This window comes from Pusillimonas sp. NJUB218, assembly GCF_003788685.1.
Lineage (GTDB): Bacteria > Pseudomonadota > Gammaproteobacteria > Burkholderiales > Burkholderiaceae_B > Neopusillimonas.
Genome location: NZ_NQMK01000006.1, coordinates 41,589 through 58,348, shown reverse-complemented (window position 1 = coordinate 58,348; position 16,760 = coordinate 41,589). Strand labels below are relative to the sequence as shown.

Annotated in this window: 19 protein-coding genes; 16 read left to right on the top strand and 3 right to left on the bottom strand. The window is 56.2% G+C overall.

Annotated features, from left to right (window positions below; all coding sequences use genetic code 11):
- The first annotated feature begins 88 nt into the window (after window positions 1-88).
- The 8 genes from rpsA (at window position 89) to cysM (ending at window position 7,379) form a co-directional block, all read left to right on the top strand.
- Complete coding sequence (gene rpsA / locus CHR62_RS08995) at window positions 89-1,807, top strand: 30S ribosomal protein S1 (RefSeq protein ID WP_093970556.1); 1,719 nt, start codon at window positions 89-91, stop codon at window positions 1,805-1,807.
- A 5-nt stretch (window positions 1,808-1,812) separates the two neighbouring features.
- Window positions 1,813-2,172, top strand: a complete 360-nt coding sequence (locus tag CHR62_RS08990) for an integration host factor subunit beta (protein ID WP_093970415.1) — start codon at window positions 1,813-1,815, stop codon at window positions 2,170-2,172.
- A 114-nt stretch (window positions 2,173-2,286) separates the two neighbouring features.
- Window positions 2,287-2,607, top strand: a complete 321-nt coding sequence (locus CHR62_RS08985; RefSeq protein ID WP_123660699.1) for a lipopolysaccharide assembly LapA domain-containing protein — start codon at window positions 2,287-2,289, stop codon at window positions 2,605-2,607.
- A 38-nt stretch (window positions 2,608-2,645) separates the two neighbouring features.
- Window positions 2,646-3,869 (top strand): lipopolysaccharide assembly protein LapB, encoded by a 1,224-nt coding sequence (lapB, locus tag CHR62_RS08980; RefSeq protein WP_123660698.1) that lies wholly within the window; start codon window positions 2,646-2,648, stop codon window positions 3,867-3,869.
- Entirely contained in the window at window positions 3,866-4,795 is a 930-nt protein-coding gene (gene rfaE1, locus CHR62_RS08975) for a D-glycero-beta-D-manno-heptose-7-phosphate kinase (RefSeq protein ID WP_123660697.1), read from the top strand. Before lapB ends, rfaE1 begins: the two co-directional genes overlap by 4 nt.
- Window positions 4,792-5,787 carry an ADP-glyceromanno-heptose 6-epimerase gene (rfaD, locus tag CHR62_RS08970; RefSeq protein WP_093970411.1) on the top strand — a complete coding sequence of 332 codons (996 nt, stop codon included), beginning with the start codon at window positions 4,792-4,794 and terminating at the stop codon, window positions 5,785-5,787. Before rfaE1 ends, rfaD begins: the two co-directional genes overlap by 4 nt.
- Window positions 5,788-5,962: 175 nt before the next feature.
- Window positions 5,963-6,421, top strand: a complete 459-nt coding sequence (locus CHR62_RS08965; protein ID WP_123660696.1) for a DUF655 domain-containing protein — start codon at window positions 5,963-5,965, stop codon at window positions 6,419-6,421.
- A gap of 43 nt (window positions 6,422-6,464) precedes the next feature.
- Window positions 6,465-7,379, top strand: coding sequence for a cysteine synthase CysM (cysM, locus tag CHR62_RS08960; RefSeq protein WP_093970555.1), 915 nt, complete (start codon window positions 6,465-6,467; stop codon window positions 7,377-7,379).
- A gap of 44 nt (window positions 7,380-7,423) precedes the next feature.
- On the opposite strand, the gene mltB is transcribed toward cysM, so the two are convergent.
- Complete coding sequence (gene mltB / locus CHR62_RS08955) at window positions 7,424-8,626, bottom strand: lytic murein transglycosylase B (RefSeq protein ID WP_093970554.1); 1,203 nt, start codon at window positions 8,624-8,626, stop codon at window positions 7,424-7,426.
- 10 nt (window positions 8,627-8,636) lie between these two features.
- On the opposite strand from mltB, the gene CHR62_RS08950 reads away from it, so the two are divergent.
- The 6 genes from CHR62_RS08950 to CHR62_RS08930 all read left to right on the top strand — a co-directional run bounded on the left by CHR62_RS08950 (window position 8,637) and on the right by CHR62_RS08930 (window position 13,200).
- Entirely contained in the window at window positions 8,637-9,560 is a 924-nt protein-coding gene (locus CHR62_RS08950; RefSeq protein WP_093970409.1) for a histone deacetylase family protein, read from the top strand.
- 103 nt (window positions 9,561-9,663) lie between these two features.
- Entirely contained in the window at window positions 9,664-10,413 is a 750-nt protein-coding gene (locus tag CHR62_RS08945) for an electron transfer flavoprotein subunit beta/FixA family protein (protein ID WP_093970408.1), read from the top strand.
- 2 nt (window positions 10,414-10,415) lie between these two features.
- Window positions 10,416-11,345 (top strand): electron transfer flavoprotein subunit alpha/FixB family protein, encoded by a 930-nt coding sequence (locus CHR62_RS08940; protein WP_123660695.1) that lies wholly within the window; start codon window positions 10,416-10,418, stop codon window positions 11,343-11,345.
- A gap of 280 nt (window positions 11,346-11,625) precedes the next feature.
- Window positions 11,626-11,799, top strand: a complete 174-nt coding sequence (locus CHR62_RS15605) for a hypothetical protein (protein ID WP_158214023.1) — start codon at window positions 11,626-11,628, stop codon at window positions 11,797-11,799.
- A gap of 201 nt (window positions 11,800-12,000) precedes the next feature.
- The gene (gene rplS / locus CHR62_RS08935; protein ID WP_093970406.1) at window positions 12,001-12,384 is read left to right on the top strand and encodes a 50S ribosomal protein L19; all 384 of its coding nucleotides are present in this window, start codon (window positions 12,001-12,003) and stop codon (window positions 12,382-12,384) included.
- 69 nt (window positions 12,385-12,453) lie between these two features.
- Window positions 12,454-13,200 (top strand): CoA pyrophosphatase, encoded by a 747-nt coding sequence (locus tag CHR62_RS08930; protein ID WP_093970553.1) that lies wholly within the window; start codon window positions 12,454-12,456, stop codon window positions 13,198-13,200.
- 21 nt (window positions 13,201-13,221) lie between these two features.
- Here CHR62_RS08930 and rsgA read toward each other — a convergent pair whose 3' ends face one another.
- Both rsgA and CHR62_RS08920 read right to left on the bottom strand, forming a co-directional pair.
- Window positions 13,222-14,124 (bottom strand): ribosome small subunit-dependent GTPase A, encoded by a 903-nt coding sequence (gene rsgA / locus CHR62_RS08925; RefSeq protein ID WP_123660694.1) that lies wholly within the window; start codon window positions 14,122-14,124, stop codon window positions 13,222-13,224.
- Complete coding sequence (locus CHR62_RS08920) at window positions 14,114-15,361, bottom strand: M48 family metallopeptidase (RefSeq protein ID WP_123660693.1); 1,248 nt, start codon at window positions 15,359-15,361, stop codon at window positions 14,114-14,116. The genes rsgA and CHR62_RS08920 overlap by 11 nt, the downstream gene beginning before the upstream one ends.
- A gap of 47 nt (window positions 15,362-15,408) precedes the next feature.
- Between CHR62_RS08920 and orn the strand changes: the two genes are divergently transcribed.
- Together orn and paaG are read left to right on the top strand one after the other, a co-directional pair.
- Entirely contained in the window at window positions 15,409-15,957 is a 549-nt protein-coding gene (gene orn / locus CHR62_RS08915) for an oligoribonuclease (protein WP_093970403.1), read from the top strand.
- Between the two features lie 12 nt (window positions 15,958-15,969).
- Complete coding sequence (paaG, locus tag CHR62_RS08910; RefSeq protein WP_123660692.1) at window positions 15,970-16,758, top strand: 2-(1,2-epoxy-1,2-dihydrophenyl)acetyl-CoA isomerase PaaG; 789 nt, start codon at window positions 15,970-15,972, stop codon at window positions 16,756-16,758.
- Window positions 16,759-16,760: the final 2 nt, after the last annotated feature.

The following is a 16,760-nucleotide window of genomic DNA, read 5'->3' as shown; positions in this document are numbered from 1 at the left end:
CCGGGGGTATTTTTTGTCAACTCCGCTGGGGTAAATGGTTTGCCCCGGTGTGTATTTACCGGCCATTTTGGCCTATGGATTTAATTTAATGTCCTCAACGCTAACCCCTGCTGCCGCTCTTGGCGGTGAAAGCTTTGCCGATCTGTTTGCTGAAAGTGTAAAAAGCCAAGACATGAAGTCTGGCGAAGTTATTTCGGCAGAAGTCGTTCGTATCGACCACAACTTTGTCGTTGTCAACGCCGGTCTTAAATCCGAAGCGCTGATCCCCCTTGAAGAGTTCCTGAACGATCAGGGCGAGCTCGAAGTTACAGCAGGCGATTTCGTCTCCGTGGCCATCGACTCCCTCGAAAACGGGTATGGCGACACAATTCTGTCGCGTGATCGCGCCAAGCGTCTTTCGGCATGGCTCTCTCTCGAGCAAGCGCTCGAGTCCGGCGAGCTGGTTAACGGTACGATTACAGGCAAGGTCAAAGGTGGTCTTACAGTCATGACCAACGGTATCCGTGCCTTCTTGCCCGGTTCTTTGGTCGACCTGCGTCCGGTCAAAGACACCACGCCCTACGAGGGCAAGACCATGGAATTCAAGGTCATCAAGCTCGATCGCAAGCGCAACAACGTTGTGCTGTCGCGTCGTGCCGTCCTCGAAGCCAGCATGGGTGAAGAGCGTCAGAAACTGCTCGAAACACTCAGCGAAGGTGCAATTGTCAAGGGTGTTGTCAAGAACATCACCGACTACGGCGCATTCGTCGACCTGGGCGGCATCGATGGTTTGTTGCACATCACCGACATGGCATGGCGCCGTGTCCGTCACCCCTCCGAAGTTCTGACCGTTGGTCAGGAAGTCGAAGCCAAAGTGCTCAAGTTCGATCAAGAAAAGAGCCGTGTTTCGCTGGGCGTCAAACAACTGGGCGAAGATCCTTGGATCGGTCTGGCACGTCGCTACCCGCAAAACACCCGCTTGTTCGGCAAAGTCACTAACCTGACCGACTACGGCGCATTCGTTGAAGTCGAAGCCGGTATCGAAGGTCTGGTGCACGTCTCCGAAATGGACTGGACCAACAAAAACGTCGATCCTCGCAAAGTGGTTACGCTGGGCGATGAGGTCGAAGTCATGGTTCTGGAAATCGACGAAGACCGTCGCCGTATTTCGCTGGGCATGAAGCAGTGCCGCGCCAACCCATGGGAAGAGTTCTCCATGAACTTCAAGCGTGGTGACAAGGTCAGCGGTGCGATCAAGTCCATCACCGACTTTGGCGTGTTTGTTGGTTTGCCTGGCGGTATCGACGGTCTGGTGCACTTGTCCGATCTGTCTTGGTCCGAAACTGGCGAAGAAGCCGTACGCAACTTCAAAAAGGGCGACGAAATCGAAGCTGTTGTTCTGGGCATCGATACCGACAAAGAGCGCATCTCGTTGGGCATCAAGCAACTTGAAGGCGACCCCTTCAACAACTTCGTTGCTACCTACGACAAAGGTGCGGTTGTTCCTGGTACCGTTAAGTCGGTTGAAGCCAAGGGTGCCGTCGTTACGCTGTCGCTCGACGTCGAAGGTTACCTGCGTGCTTCCGAAATCTCGGCAGGCCGTGTCGAAGACGCTACTACAGCTTTGAATGCTGGTGACAACGTCGAAGCCATGATCATCAACATCGATCGCAAAGCGCGCTCGATCCAGTTGTCGATCAAGGCCCGTGACAACGCTGAAACTGCCGACACGCTCCAGCGCATGTCTGAAGCCAGCGCTTCGTCGGGTACAACCAACCTGGGCGCTCTGCTCAAGGCCAAGCTCGACCAAGCACGCGACGACGGTTAATTGGTGTGACTAAGTCAGAGCTGATCGCCATTCTGGCGAGTCGGTACCCGCAGCTCGCGCTGCGGGACACCGATCTCGCCGTCAAAACGGTGCTCGATGCCATGGCCCAGGCTTTGTCCAATGGCCAGCGCATCGAAATCCGTGGCTTTGGCAGTTTTTCGTTATCGACCCGTTCACCGCGCGTGGGGCGTAACCCCAAGTCTGGCGAGAAAGTGATGGTGCCTGGAAAACAGGTCCCTCACTTCAAAGCCGGCAAAGAATTGCGCGAGCGTGTCGACGCGGCATTCGAGCAAGAAGGCCGTAAAAATGACGAATCTGCCGAGTTCACTTTAGACCATCAATTCGATCGCATCATGCACGGCTAACGCCGCGCTTGTTTCGCATCAAACAAAACCCCTGGCCAAAAAGCCGGGGGTTTTGTTTTTTCGGGGTCATTATTCCCATTACAATTGGGCATTCCTGATTTTTGGAGGTCAGTCATGCGATACCTCGTGTGGGCGTTACGCTTGGTTGTGTTTATTGTCGTACTGTTGTTTGCACTTAAAAACACAGGTCCGGTCGATGTTAATTTTTATGCCGATCATGTCGTGGCCGGCGTGCCGCTTATTGTGGTCATGTTGGTTGCATTTGTGGTGGGCGTGCTTTTTGCGCTGTTGGCCATTGTGCCGGCCATGTTGCGTCGTCGTCGCGAAATCAAGCGTCTCGAACGCGAGGTGTCTCGTCTTCAGGCCTCTGCTACTCCAGAAGTGGCGCATGCGCCTATCTCTCCCGACGCTGTTGCGCCGTTGTCTCCCCTTTAAATCCGGGCCCAAAGCCTGTTGTTCCCGAGGCCTGATTCATGGACTTTGAACCGTGGTGGCTGATTTCGCTGCCGGTACTTTTTGGTTTGGGGTGGGTCGCCGCGCGCGTCGACATCCGCCAGATGTTGTCCGAAACCCGAAGCTTGCCTGACTCTTATTTCAAGGGTCTGAACTTCATTCTCAATGAAGAGCCCGATCGGGCTATTGATGCCTTCGTCGAAGTCGCCAAGCTCGACCCCGAAACGACCGAGCTGCACTTTGCCTTGGGTAGCCTGTTTCGACGGCGAGGCGAAATGGAACGCGCTATTCGCGTGCATCAAAGCCTGCTTGCGCGGGCCGACCTGCCGCAGGCCGAGCGCGAACATGCCCAGCACGAGCTGGCACAAGACTTCTTGAAGGCCGGTATGCTCGATCGCGCCGAGCAGGCGTTTTTGCAAGTGCATAATACGGCGCGCTATTCGGTGGCGGCGGTCCGTGCACTTATCCGTATCTACGAATCGGAGCACGACTGGCCCAAAGCCATCGAGGCTGTTAAAAAACTCAGGGCGCTGGTCGACGAGCCTGTACCTCAGTTGGTGCATTATCAGTGCGAACAGGCCCAAACGGCGTTGTCGTCCAAGCCACCGGCAATCGACGTTGCCATCGCAGCGCTCGATGCCGCCGACAACGCGGCGAACGCCTTGGCGGCAAAGCATGTCAGCCAAGCGTCGCAGGCACGTATTGCCATGTTGCGCGCCGCCGTAGCGCGTGCATCGGGGCAGCCCGCGCAAGAGCGTGCCTGGCTCGAATCCGTTTTGGCACAGGCGCCTGAATACGCCGGTCTGGTGGCGAACGATTTGCTCAACGTGTGTCGGGTGACGAATCAGGCTGGTCAGGCGTTGGCATTGCTCAAGGCACATTACATGCGCCACCCTACGCTCGACATGTTTAATGTGGTGTTTCGCGAGTTGCGCGTTCAAGAAGGGTACGTGCCTGCTTGGGCGTTTGCCCGCGAAGCGCTTCGCGCACACCCTTCGTTGTTGGGGCTAGACCGGCTACTCGAGGCCGAACTCGCTAGCGACGATACCCCCAAAACGGGTACCGCCATTGCGCCCGATGCCGACCTGAGCCTGTTGCGCAGCTTGATTCACAAACATACCCAACGTCTCGATCGTTATGCCTGCAGCCATTGCGGGTTCGAGGCGCGTCATTATTATTGGCAATGTCCGGGGTGTAATGCTTGGGAGACCTACCCGCCCCGACGTCTGGAAGAAATTCGATGACTACATTTCCCATGGCCGATGTTCAGCGCGCACGGGTGCTGGTTGTTGGCGACATCATGCTCGATCGCTATTGGTTTGGCGAAGTCGAGCGCATTTCGCCCGAAGCCCCGGTGCCCGTGGTGCGCGTCGCCCGCCGTGAAGACCGGTTGGGTGGTGCGGCAAACGTCGCCCGGAATATTGCTGCGCTCGGTGCCCAGGCGACGTTGCTGGGCGTGGTGGGCGACGACGAGGCCGGGCTAAAGGTCGAAGCACTTTCGGCTGAAGACCGGATTGCGGCCCGGTTAGTGGTCGACCCTTTGCTGCACACCACGCTTAAAATGCGTGTGCTAGGCCGTCAGCAGCAATTATTGCGTATCGACTTCGAAGAGCAGCCTTCGGCCAACAGTCTGACCCAAATCCATGCCCTGTTTGCGGCACAACTGGCGCATCACGATGTTGTCGTGTTGTCAGATTATGCCAAAGGGGTGCTAGCGCAAGTCGAGTTGTTGATTCAGGCGGCCCGTGCAAAAGGCATACCTGTATTCGTCGACCCCAAAGGGCATGCTTACCAGCGCTATCAAGGGGCGACCATCATCACGCCTAACCGTGCCGAAATGCAAGATGCCGTCGGGCGCTGGTCGTCGGAGCACGAACTTGAGACTCGGGCACAGAAGTTGCGCCAGGATCTCGCCCTAGAGGCGTTGCTGGTCACGCGCTCCGAACAAGGGATGACCTTGTTTCAGGATGGTCATCGCTTTCACGTTGAGGCCATGGCGCACGAGGTGTTTGATGTTTCCGGGGCCGGCGATACTGTACTGGCGACGCTGGCGGTGATGCGGGCGGCCGGGTTGGCATGGGACGACGCCGTGCGCTGGGCAAATCGGGCTGGCGGCGTGGCCGTCGGCAAACTAGGGACATCGGTAGTTACCGCAGGAGAACTCGAATGATTATTGTCACAGGCGGCGCCGGCTTTATCGGCAGCAATATTGTCAAAGGCCTTAACGCGCGCGGCATTACCAATATTTTGGTGGTCGATGACCTGACCGAAGGCGATAAATTCCGTAATTTGGTCGACCTTGATATTGCCGACTATTTGCACAAAGACGATTTCCGGCAGCAGTTGCAGGCCGGGCGTCTTGCCGGCGTCGAGGCCGTTTTCCATCAGGGCGCGTGTTCAGATACCACCGAGCGCAACGGCCACTACATGATGGACAACAACTATAAGGTCACGCTTGAGCTTTTTGGCTGGTGCCAGCAGCACAAGGTGCCTTTTATCTATGCGTCGTCGGCGGCAGTGTACGGTGCCGGGCCGGTGTACACCGAGAACCCGTTGTACGAGTCGCCGCTTAACGTTTACGGTTATTCAAAGTTCTTGTTCGATCAAGTATTGCGGCGCCACCTCGAGCGCCTTAAGGCGCCTGTGGTTGGGTTGCGCTACTTTAACGTGTATGGCCCGCAAGAGCAGCACAAAGGGCGCATGGCGTCGGTGGCCTTTCACAATATGAACCAGTTCCGTACCGAGGGCCATGTAAGGCTGTTCGGCGGCTGGGATGGCTATCCTGATGGCGGTCAACAGCGCGACTTTATCTTTATTGACGATGTCGTTTCTGTCAATTTGCACTTTCTCGATCATCCCGAAGTGTCTGGCATTTTCAATTGTGGTACCGGGCGGGCGCAGCCGTTCAACGATGTTGCTGCAGCGGTGGTCAATACCATGCGTACCGAAAGAGGGGAGGCCGAGCTTTCGTTGCGCGACCTGGTTGACCAGCAATACATCCATTACATCCCTTTCCCCGAAGACCTTAAAGGGCGATATCAAAGCCACACCCAGGCCGATTTATCGCAATTGCGTGCGGCGGGTTACGACAAGCCGTTCACCGATGTACAAACTGGTGTGTCGGCTTATGTTCGTTCGATGCTCAAGAATGGCCGCCTGTAGTAAAAGCCGCTAGTCGGCAGGCGGGTTGCCGTGCGTTCAAGACACCTGAGTAAAAGGCAATGGCGTAGTTTTACGCACTGATATTTTCGTTCAGTACGTCTGCCCGTTTTTTCGCATAGGCCCCACGATAGACACTGAAGTTTCGCTTCAGTGTCTATTTTTTATTGGGGGTGTCATGAATCCGTTTATAGAATCTACCGTTGCGGTGCCGGTTGCAGCCGATCAGTGCGGGACCTGGTCTGAACCAGAGGCCGGGTCGCCGATGCTGTCTGGTACGACGCTAAGAAAGGCTGTCATGCAGGCTGGGGTGTGCCTGGTGTTGCTGGGCTCGGCCTTTGCCAATACGGTTTATGCCGTCGATGTGAACGCGGCCGATGTTGCACAGCTCGAAGGCATCAAGGGGATAGGCCCTAAAACAGCGCGTACGATCATTGAAGAGCGAACCCGTGGTGGTCGTTATGAATCGTTCGAGGATCTGTCAGATCGTGTGAAAGGCATCGGTCCAGCCAAAGTGGCGTCGCTAAGGTCGGCCGGCCTGACGGTGCAGGGCGGCCTGAATGCCTCTGAAGTTGCAGACCGCGAGAAAAGCACGGTGAACACCGTGGCCCCGAAACCGGGACATAAAATCCGTTAATAGCCTTTTGGCGGGGTTCGGGCGCCGGTGTATGATTTCGGCTATGAAAACATACATGACCATCGAAGACACCATCGGTCGCACCCCCCTGGTTCGTCTGCAGCGTATTCCGGGTGCATTGGGCGACAGCCGCGGTAATGTCATTCTGGCAAAACTCGAGGGTAATAACCCGGCGGGCTCGGTCAAAGACCGTGCCGCCAGTTCAATGATCCGTCGTGCCGAAGAGCGCGGTGAAATTCAGCCGGGCGACACGCTGATTGAAGCGACCAGTGGCAACACCGGCATTGCGCTGGCCATGACGGCCGCTATTCGCGGGTACAAGATGATTCTCATCATGCCCGACAACCTTTCGCTCGAACGCCGTGCCTCTATGACGGCATATGGGGCGCAGCTTATTCTGACCAAGGCCAGCGAAGGTGGTATGGAATATGCCCGCGACCTTGCCATGCAGATGCAGGCAGAAGGCAAGGGCAAAGTGCTCGATCAATTTGCCAACCCCGACAACTTCCGTGCGCACATCGAATCCACAGGCCCCGAGCTCTGGGAGCAAACAGGCGGCGAAATCACGCATTTTGTCAGCGCAATGGGGACGACGGGCACCATTATGGGGGTGGGAACTTATTTGCGTAGCCAGAACCCAGCCATCCAGGTGGTGGGTGCACAGCCTGCGCCTGGGTCGCAAATTCCGGGTATTCGCAAATGGCCCGAAGCGTATCAACCCAAAATATACGACCCTGCTAAGGTCGATGCCTTCGAGCTGATCGAACAAGCCGAAGCTGAAGCCATGGCAAGGCGCATGGCCGCCGAAGAGGGGATTTTTGGTGGTATTTCTTCAGCGGGTGCGCTGGTGGCCGCTTTGCGGGTGGCCGCCCGTGTCGAAAACGCCACCATTGTGTTCATTGTGTGCGACCGGGGCGACCGCTATTTATCAACGGGCGTATTCAACCCAGCGCCTTAGCGTTAGCCCCATGTCTTTGCGTTAGCACCCGCGCTTGTTTTTGTTTACTGCGCGGGTGTGCCGTCGGGGGCGCCATAGCCCATTCTGTCGGCCAGCTCTTGCGCAAGCTCGGCCACCGAGGTGGCGTAAAAATAACTGCGGTTGTATTCGGTCAGTGCGAAAAAGTTGGGCGTGGCTACGCGGTATTCTGCCATGCCGCGAGGTTCGTCGAGCAGGTCGATCACGCCTACCGGGTATTGGGTCCAGGCCATGGTTGTGCGAGGGCTTCGGGCAACGTAGGCGCCAGCTTGTTCAAGTTGCTGCCAGCGCAACGTGGGTTTAAGCCCGCCGTCAACCCACTGAGCCGCGTTTTGCGGTAGTTGCACGGGCGCAAACACGGGTAAACCGGGCTCCCAGCCATGCAGACGCAAAAATTTTCCTACTGATGCCAACGCGTCGGGAATGCTGTCGTGCAGGTCGATGCGTCGATCGTTGTCGCCGTCGGCGGCAAACCGGCGCAAACTGCCTGGCATAAACTGCGGCAACCCAATGGCGCCGGCAAAAGAGCCTGTTGCTGTGGTGGCATTCAATTCACCACGGTAATCGAGCTCGATCAGATCAGCCAGTTGGTCGCGAAACAGTTGGCTGCGCTCGGGACGATTGACGTCGGGGTGGCGAAACCCCAGTGTTGCCAGCGCGTCGAGCACCGAAAAATTTCCGGTATAGCGCCCGTATAGGGTTTCGACACCAATAATTGAAACGAGGATCGATGGCGGTACGCCGTACTGCGCTGCAGCTCGGTCGACTTCTGCTTTGTGACTTTGCCAGAACGTTACGCCTTGTTTGATGCGGACGGGTTCGACATAGCGTTGCCTGTACGTTACCCAACTGCGCTTGATGCGTTTGCCCGAAGGTGTCATGAGGCGCACAACCTGCGGGTCGACGCGCGCCAGAAGCAATAGTTTCTCGACGTGTTCTTGGGGGACGTTCCGCGTGGCAGCGACTTCGCGCGCATACGCTTGAATATCCGGCTGCAACTGGCCTTCGGGCGTGATGAAGGGGCCCGAACCAGGCACCGACTGACCGGCTTTAATGGATGGCGCCAGTGACGCCCTAAGTTGTACAGCGTACGGCGCGGTGGCTAAGGTTTCCTGACGTGATGTGGTTGCGTCGGCCTGGGCGGTATTGATAGCGGGGGGTACAGAAGCGCAGCCGGTAAAAAATGCGAAAATGGGGGCGGCTTGCAAAAGTCTTGCGGCTTTGAACATAATCATCCTTATGCAGACCCTATATATTACTCATCCTGCTTGCCACCTGCACGAAATGGGAGACTGGCATCCAGAGTGTCCGCAACGTCTGGACGCTATCAACGATCAGTTGCTGTCCAGCGGTATAGATGGTCTGCTTTTGCACGAACATGCTATCGATGCCACCGATGCCGACATTTTGCGTGTGCACGCCACTGATTACTGGTCGTTTTTAAAGCGAAGCGTACCCGATACCGGGTATTTCGAGATTGACCCGGATACACTCCTGAATCCGCATACGCTTGATGCGGCGCGCAAGGCTGCAGGGGCGGGCATTCTAGCCGTCGACAGCATCATGGCGGGTCATGCTCAGAACGCGTTTTGTGCCGTCCGTCCGCCGGGGCATCATGCGCGCCCAGGCCTGGCGATGGGGTTTTGTTTTGTCAATAATATTGCGGTAGCTGCAGCGTATGCGCTCGAAAAATATGATTTTGAACGTATTGCAATTATCGATTTCGATGTGCATCATGGCAACGGAACCGCAGAAATGTTCGCTGGTGACGATCGGGTTTTGATGTGTGGTTTTTTCCAGGAATCAATTTTTCCTAACGTACACACTCAAAATCAGCCCAAAAATATGTTAAATATACCGGTCGAGGCTTATGCGTCTGGCGAGCAGGTCAGGAAACTGATCGAAGATCGCTGGATGGCTGATTTGTTCGCATTCGAGCCGCAGTTTGTATTTATTTCGGCGGGTTTCGATGCCCACCGAGAAGATGAGTTGGCTCAGTTGGGGCTGGTCGAAGCAGACTATGCTTGGATCACCCAGCAAATTGTGTCGGTTGCTGAGCATTCCGCGCAGGGCCGTATTGTCAGCTTCCTAGAGGGGGGCTACAGTCTGTCGGCTTTGGGCCGAAGTGTAGTCGCCCACTTGAAGGTTTTGGCAAAGTTGTAGAATAGTTCGGTTTTTATTATTTTTTAGTAGTGCTGCGGTGTCACTGTGCCAAATAGCGCATAGCAACAGGGCGGTCTATGTTCAATTCCCCGGAGGAAGCTCGATGAAGGTGTTAGTACCTGTCAAGCGTGTGGTTGATTACAACGTCAAAGTACGCGTCAAGTCTGATCAAACCGGCGTTGATATTGCCAACGTCAAGATGTCGATGAACCCTTTCGACGAAATCGCCGTCGAAGAGGCCACACGGCTTAAAGAAAGCGGTGCAGCGACAGAAGTTGTGGCCGTTTCTTGCGGCGTTCAGCAGGCACAAGAAACCTTGCGTACCGCAATGGCGATTGGCGCTGACCGTTCCGTGTTGGTGCAAACCGACGCCGAACTGCAGCCACTGGCTGTGGCAAAACTGCTCAAGGCCTTGGTCGATAAAGAGCAGCCGCAACTGGTGATTTTGGGTAAACAGGCTATCGACGACGACGCCAACCAAACCGGTCAAATGCTGGCCGCGCTGCTCGACTGGCCTCAGGCCACGTTTGCCAGCAAGGTTGAGATCGCAGGCGACAAAGTCAAGGTAACGCGCGAAATCGACGGCGGTCTCGAAACCATCGAGCTGAAACTGCCAGCCATCGTGACGACCGATCTGCGTCTGAACGAGCCACGCTATGTAACACTCCCCAACATCATGAAGGCTAAGAAAAAGCCGCTGGACACCGTCACGCCCGAAGAACTGGGTGTCGACGTTGCGCCGCGTCTGAAGACACTGAAAGTCACCGAACCGCCCGTGCGTTCCGCTGGTGTGATGGTGGCTGATGTGGCTGCGTTGGTCGATAAACTCAAGAATGAAGCGAAGGTGGTTTGATCATGTCTGTACTTGTTATTGCTGAACACGATAATGCCCAACTCAAGGGCGCAACGCTTAACGTGATTGCTGCGGCCCAGAAAATCGGCGGTGACGTCCATGTGCTGGTTGCTGGCGCGGGCGTTCAGGCCGTTGCCGAGCAGGCTGCCAAAGCGGCTGGCGTAAGCAAGGTCATTGCCGCCGACGGCGCCTCGTTATCCGAGGCGCTTGCCGAGAACGTGGCCGCACAAGTGCTGGCATTGGCTTCGTCCTACTCGCACATCTTGTTCCCCGCAACGGCCAATGGTAAAAACGTTGCGCCTCGCGTTGCGGCCAAACTCGATGTCGCACAAATCTCCGACATCATCTCTGTCGAATCTGCCGACACCTTCACGCGCCCAATCTACGCCGGCAACGCCATCGCTACAGTGCAGTCGCAAGATGCCGTCAAAGTCATCACGGTGCGCACGACGGCTTTCGATCCTGTGGCTGCCGAAGGTGGTCAGGCTGCCGTCGAATCGGCTGCTGCTGTAGCCGATTCCGGGCTGTCGTCGTTTGTAGGTCGCGAACTGGCCAAGAGCGATCGTCCTGAGCTGGCCGGTGCAGCCGCTGTGGTGTCAGGTGGTCGTGGTATGGGCAGCGCCGAGAACTTCAAGATTCTCGAACCCTTAGCCGACAAACTGGGTGCCGCATTGGGTGCATCCCGCGCTGCGGTCGACGCAGGCTATGCGCCTAACGACTGGCAGGTGGGTCAAACCGGTAAAATCGTCGCGCCTCAGTTGTATGTGGCCGTCGGTATTTCCGGGGCTATCCAGCATCTGGCCGGCATGAAAGACTCCAAGGTCATCGTGGCTATCAACAAAGATGCCGAAGCACCGATTTTCGGTGTGGCCGATTACGGCCTGGTGGCTGACCTGTTCCAGGCGGTCCCCGAACTAGCCAACGCGCTGTAAATTGTTTTGCCCGGCAGCAGGCAGGCTTGTCCTGCGGCTGCCAAGCCTTGAGCCCCGTCTGGCACGTATGCCCGGCGGGGTTTTTTCTTGCGTGTTTGGTGTAAATGCGACAGAGGCTTGTGGGTATCCCCCAATGTTCAGCCACCCGTTACGGCACAGGGTTGTAAAACTGCTTGCGCACTAAGCTGTTTTTTTGTACAGTAAATTTAGCTGTACAAAAAAACAGTATTCGGTGCATGCAAATAGGCTTTGCATCATGTGTCCATATCAGGGGGTCAGCATGAACAACGTATCAAAAACGTCCGTGTCTCGGTTTAGTCAGGGTAGTACGGCGCGGTTTAAACGCGGTGCCGGGCTTAGCCGTGGGGCCATATTGGCCGACATTTTTCTGGTGGCTCTTTGGGGCGCAACAATTCCGGGTTTAATGTGGTTGGGCGCGGCCGGCGGCTTCTAGGTGTGGCTTTGCAAGCTGCTGTTTATTTTGCAAATTTTCACCTAAGGCTATATAATCGTGGACTTTGCAACTTGCATCCTCTGGCGGCGTTAGCAGCACCTTGGGTAAGTTGGCCGGCAGCCCCTGTTTTACAGGTTAAGGCTGGTCTTTTTCCCGTACCAAACAACAATGCGCCTTTCATGATGTTTATCGGAGCCTACCGTGGATCTCATCCAACAAATTGAACAAGAAGAAATCGCCCGCCTGACAAACGGCGAAGCCAAACCCGTATTTGCCCCTGGCGATACCGTTGTCGTCAACGTTAACGTTGTCGAAGGTAACCGCAAGCGCGTACAGGCTTACGAAGGCGTTGTTATCGCCCGTCGTAACCGTGGCCTTAACTCTTCTTTCATCGTACGTAAAATCTCGTCCGGCGAAGCCGTCGAGCGTACGTTCCAGCTGTATTCGCCTCAAATCGCTTCTATCGAAGTCAAGCGTCGTGGCGATGTCCGTCGTGCTAAACTGTACTATCTGCGTAGCCGTTCGGGTAAGTCTGCTCGCATCAAAGAAAAGCTGGTTCGCAAAGCCGACAAAGCTGCTTCTTAAGCAGGCAAGTCAGTTTTGGCGTAAAGCCAGTCAAGCAAAGGCACCCGAGCGGTGCCTTTGTTTTTTGTCATGTCAGAAAATCCTCCGCCATTGCCGGCGCGCAAGCGCAAAATCATTACGCCGGGGTTTGATCCTCAAATCCAGCCGGTGTTGCCCCCGCTTTCGGCGCTCGGTTCCTTACCCGAGCAGGCACTCCATCCCGATTTCATCAAGGCTGCTTTTTCACAGTCCGTTCCGTGGGAAGTCGAGCCGGTGTTTTCCGATGCTTTTCGTATCGATGCCGATGTGCTTAGCCAGGTGGTGCAAGCGGCGGTGCTGATGCCACTGGTAGAAAGAGACGGCAGCCTGAATGTAATATTTACACGTCGGGCAGCTCATTTGTACGATCACGCAGGGCAAATCAGTTTTCCAGGCGGGCGTATCGAAACTACCGATGCCAATGCGCTGGCGGCTGCCCTGCGCGAGACCCATGAAGAAATCGGCGTCGAACCGCATTTTGTTCAAACCATAGGCACGCACCCGTGTTTTTTGACGGCGACTGGGTTTTCGATGGAGCCGGTCATTGGTTTGGTGCAACCGGGCTTTGTATTCAAACCTGACGCCACCGAAGTGGCTGAAGTCTTCGAAGTGCCATTGGCCTTTCTGATGGACCCAGCCAATCATCGCCTGCATCGGGCCGAATTGCCCGGTGGTGGCCAGCGTTTATATTATTCAATGCCCTGGGGGCAATATTTTATTTGGGGCGCAACCGCCGCATTGGTGCGTAACCTGTACCATCATTTGGCTGCGGCGCATAAACTGCTTGCGGGTCGTTAGGCGTCTGGCGCAGCCAGTAGGCTAATACCGTTGCTGTGCCTCGTTTTCGGCCAAAATGCGTTCGTAAAGCGCATGGCGTTCGGGTTTGATGTTGCCGGCGGCTTTAGCCGCCAAAATAGCGCAACCCGGCTCGTGGCGATGCGTGCAGTTATAAAAACGACAGTCCCCCAGAAAAGGCTCAAATTCGGCAAACCCGCCTTCGATGGCCGTGGGGTCAAGATGAAACAAACCAAAATTCTGAAAGCCGGGCGAGTCGATCAGGTCGCCGCCTTGCGGTAGATGGTAAAGCCGGGTGGCCGTAGTAGTGTGCTTACCAGCGTCAAGCGCTACCGAGTGTGCTTGCGTGTGGGCCGCCGCATGGGGTACCAGGGCATTGAGCAGGGTAGATTTACCCATGCCGCTTTGCCCCAGCAACAGCGCGGTTTTGCCGCCAATATGGTCTAGCAATTTTGTTTTGGTCTGTTCAGCGTCAAGGGCGCTGAGCTCGATGATGGGGACACCTGCATCGCGAAACGGTGCCAGGCGCGCACGCGCCTCGGCCAGGCTTTCGGTTAAGTCGGCCTTGTTCAGAACGATGACTGTGTCAATATCGGCTGCCCGCGCCGCTACCAAGGCTCGCCCGATCAAGTCATCGGAAAAGGCCGGTGTTGTGGCGACGACCAGCAATAGCAAGTCGACATTGGCGGCGAATTGCTTGGTGCGCATTTCGTCGGACCGATACAGCAAATTCTTGCGATCCAGCCGCTTTTCGATCACACCTTCTTCGTTACCCTGAAAGCGCACGAGTACATAGTCGCCCACGGCGGCATCGGCCTTTTTCCCGCGGGGGAAACATTTGTGGACCTGGCCGTCGGGCAGTTCGACGCCGAAGTGGCGGCCATGTACGGCGACGACGCGCCCCTGGACAATGGGTTCAGTGGGCATGCTTTAGCTTTTTGATACGCAGGGCGGCGGGTGGGTGACTGTCGTAGAACGCGGAGTGGACCGGGTCGGGTGTAAGCGTAGCGGCGTTGTCGTCGTAAAGCTTGACCAAGGCCGAAATAAGGGCCTGCGCTGAAGATTGCTGCGCGGCGAATTGGTCGGCCTGAAACTCGTCTCGACGCGACATCAGGCTGACCAGTGGGGTGATCCAGAAGGTGAAGACTGGCATGACCAGGAAGAACAGAATCAGTGCCAGCGCATCGTTGGGGCGACCCAGCTGAGGGATAACGCCCAGATCGGTATAGAACCAGACTTGTTGCGACAACCAGCCCAGTACTTGAAAAAACACCAGAGCCAGGAAAAAACTGACAAACAGGCGCTTTGCAATATGCCGGTACTTGAAATGACCCAGTTCGTGTGCCAGCACGGCTTCGACCTCGTCACCGGTAAGTTTTGACAGCAGGGTATCGAAGAACACAATGCGCCGTGACCGGCCGAAACCAGTGAAGTAAGCGTTGCCGTGTGCAGATCGCTTTGAGCCGTCCATGACGAACAGACCGCTGATGGCAAAGCCGCAGCGCTGCGCCAGCGCATGAATACGCTGCGACAGATCGGGGTCATTGAGCGGCGTGAATTTGTTGAACAGTGGCGCAATAACGGTGGGAAATAGCCAGATCACCAGGACATTGAATACTACCCAGGCACCCCAGGCCCACCAGTGCCAGTAGGCGCCGGTATTACCCATAAGCCACAACACACCGGCTGCCAGCGGCAGCCCCAAGACAGCGGCCACCAACAAGCCTTTTAGAGTGTCGCTGACAAATAGCCCGAACGACATGCGGTTGAAGCCAAAACGGGCTTCCAGGCCGAACTTGCGCCACAATGTGAAGGGCAGGCCGACGATGCCCATAACAAGTAAGATGCTGCCGATAAGCGCCAGCTGACGCCACATTTCGTGGTCGATCAGTTGCCCGAGCTTGAGGTCGATGAACTGCAGCCCGCCTAACAGCGTCAGGCCAATAAGTACGGCGGCCTCGGTAATGGTTTCGACCAGGCTGATTTGAACTTTGCCGTGGGTGTAGTCGGCTGCACGTTGGTGGCTGCGCAAACTGATGCGGTCGGAGAATTCGGGGGGCACTTCGCCGCGATGACGCGCGACATGCCGGATTTGGCGTATGCCCAACCACAGCCGCAGGGTGATGTCGGCAAACAGAAAGACCAGAAACAGCAGTGTAAACATAGGCTCCGCGCAGGTATGCGAAAATCAGCGTTTTAAGGATTGATTATATGGCGGTTAATAAAGATCAGCGATTGGTATGGCTCGACCTGGAAATGACAGGTCTCGACCCTGAGAAAGAACGCATTATTGAAGCGGCAGTGGTGGTGACCGAAGCCGACTTGACTCTGGTGGCCGAGGGCCCGGTCATGGTTATACACCAGAGCACCGAGATTCTTGATGCCATGGACAAATGGAATACGGCGACCCACGGCAAAAGCGGCCTTACCGACAAGGTGAAGGCGTCGACGATTAACGAAGAAGAGGCCGAAACCGAGCTTCTGGCGTTTTTGGCCAAGCATGTCAGCCCGGGCAAGTCGCCCTTGTGCGGCAACACGGTGGGCCAGGACCGCCGTTTTCTGGTCAAGTATATGCCGCGTCTCGAGGCGTTTTTCCATTACCGGAACCTCGACGTTTCGACTCTGAAAGAGCTGGCGCAGCGCTGGAAGCCCGAAGTGTATAAAAGCTTTGTCAAGAAAAGCCGCCACGAGGCGTTGGCCGATATCTACGAGTCTATCGAAGAGCTTAAACACTACCGCGAACACTTTATCAAGATCTGACGGATATCGTTTATGAGTGATTCCAGCATTCTCTTTACGTTGCAAGACGGCATAGCCCGCATCACGTTAAACCGCCCCGATAAGCTCAACAGCTTTACGGCCGAGATGCATGAGGCCTTGCGTCAGGCGCTGACTGTGGTTGAAACTCAGGGCGCCCGGGTCTTGGTGCTTACGGGTGCCGGCCGCGGTTTTTGCGCCGGGCAAGACCTATCAGCGCGTGTGGCAACGCCGGGTCAGGCCAGGGTCGATCTGGGTGAAAGCATTGAAAAGAATTATGCGCCGTTGGTCAGGCGCCTGCGGGCTTTACCGATGCCGGTGATTGTGGGCGTCAACGGGGTGGCTGCTGGCGCGGGTGCCAATCTGGCATTGGCCGGCGATATTGTCATTGCCCGCGAGTCGGCCAGTTTCATCGAACCGTTCTGCCGCTTGGGGCTGCTGCCCGACACGGGCGGCACCTACATTTTGCCGCGTCTGGTGGGGCGTGCGCGCGCCATGGGTATGGCGTTGCTGGGCGATAAAATCACCGCCCGCAAGGCCGAGCAGTGGGGGCTCATCTGGGAGTGCGTGGCCGACGAAGATTTCGACGCGCGTCTTGATGCCCTGGCGGTTCATTTTGCTGCGGCGCCCACCAAAGGTCTGGCATCTGCCAAGCAGGCCATTAACCAAAGCCTTAACAACACGCTCGATCAGCAGCTTGACCTAGAGCGCGACCTGATGCGTGAGCTGGGTTATACCGATGATTACGCCGAGGGCGTAGCGGCGTTTATGGCCAAACGCACCCCGGTATTCAAGGGGCAATAGGT

Coding starts and splice junctions, on each gene's coding strand:
- rpsA (WP_093970556.1), top strand. CDS start 89: ATGTCCTCAACGCTAACCCCTGCTGCCGCTCTTGGCGGTGAAAGCTTT.
- CHR62_RS08985 (WP_123660699.1), top strand. CDS start 2,287: ATGCGATACCTCGTGTGGGCGTTACGCTTGGTTGTGTTTATTGTCGTA.
- lapB (WP_123660698.1), top strand. CDS start 2,646: ATGGACTTTGAACCGTGGTGGCTGATTTCGCTGCCGGTACTTTTTGGT.
- rfaE1 (WP_123660697.1), top strand. CDS start 3,866: ATGACTACATTTCCCATGGCCGATGTTCAGCGCGCACGGGTGCTGGTT.
- rfaD (WP_093970411.1), top strand. CDS start 4,792: ATGATTATTGTCACAGGCGGCGCCGGCTTTATCGGCAGCAATATTGTC.
- CHR62_RS08965 (WP_123660696.1), top strand. CDS start 5,963: ATGAATCCGTTTATAGAATCTACCGTTGCGGTGCCGGTTGCAGCCGAT.
- cysM (WP_093970555.1), top strand. CDS start 6,465: ATGAAAACATACATGACCATCGAAGACACCATCGGTCGCACCCCCCTG.
- mltB (WP_093970554.1), bottom strand. CDS start 8,626: ATGTTCAAAGCCGCAAGACTTTTGCAAGCCGCCCCCATTTTCGCATTT.
- CHR62_RS08950 (WP_093970409.1), top strand. CDS start 8,637: ATGCAGACCCTATATATTACTCATCCTGCTTGCCACCTGCACGAAATG.
- CHR62_RS08945 (WP_093970408.1), top strand. CDS start 9,664: ATGAAGGTGTTAGTACCTGTCAAGCGTGTGGTTGATTACAACGTCAAA.
- CHR62_RS08940 (WP_123660695.1), top strand. CDS start 10,416: ATGTCTGTACTTGTTATTGCTGAACACGATAATGCCCAACTCAAGGGC.
- CHR62_RS15605 (WP_158214023.1), top strand. CDS start 11,626: ATGAACAACGTATCAAAAACGTCCGTGTCTCGGTTTAGTCAGGGTAGT.
- CHR62_RS08930 (WP_093970553.1), top strand. CDS start 12,454: ATGTCAGAAAATCCTCCGCCATTGCCGGCGCGCAAGCGCAAAATCATT.
- rsgA (WP_123660694.1), bottom strand. CDS start 14,124: ATGCCCACTGAACCCATTGTCCAGGGGCGCGTCGTCGCCGTACATGGC.
- CHR62_RS08920 (WP_123660693.1), bottom strand. CDS start 15,361: ATGTTTACACTGCTGTTTCTGGTCTTTCTGTTTGCCGACATCACCCTG.
- orn (WP_093970403.1), top strand. CDS start 15,409: ATGGCGGTTAATAAAGATCAGCGATTGGTATGGCTCGACCTGGAAATG.
- paaG (WP_123660692.1), top strand. CDS start 15,970: ATGAGTGATTCCAGCATTCTCTTTACGTTGCAAGACGGCATAGCCCGC.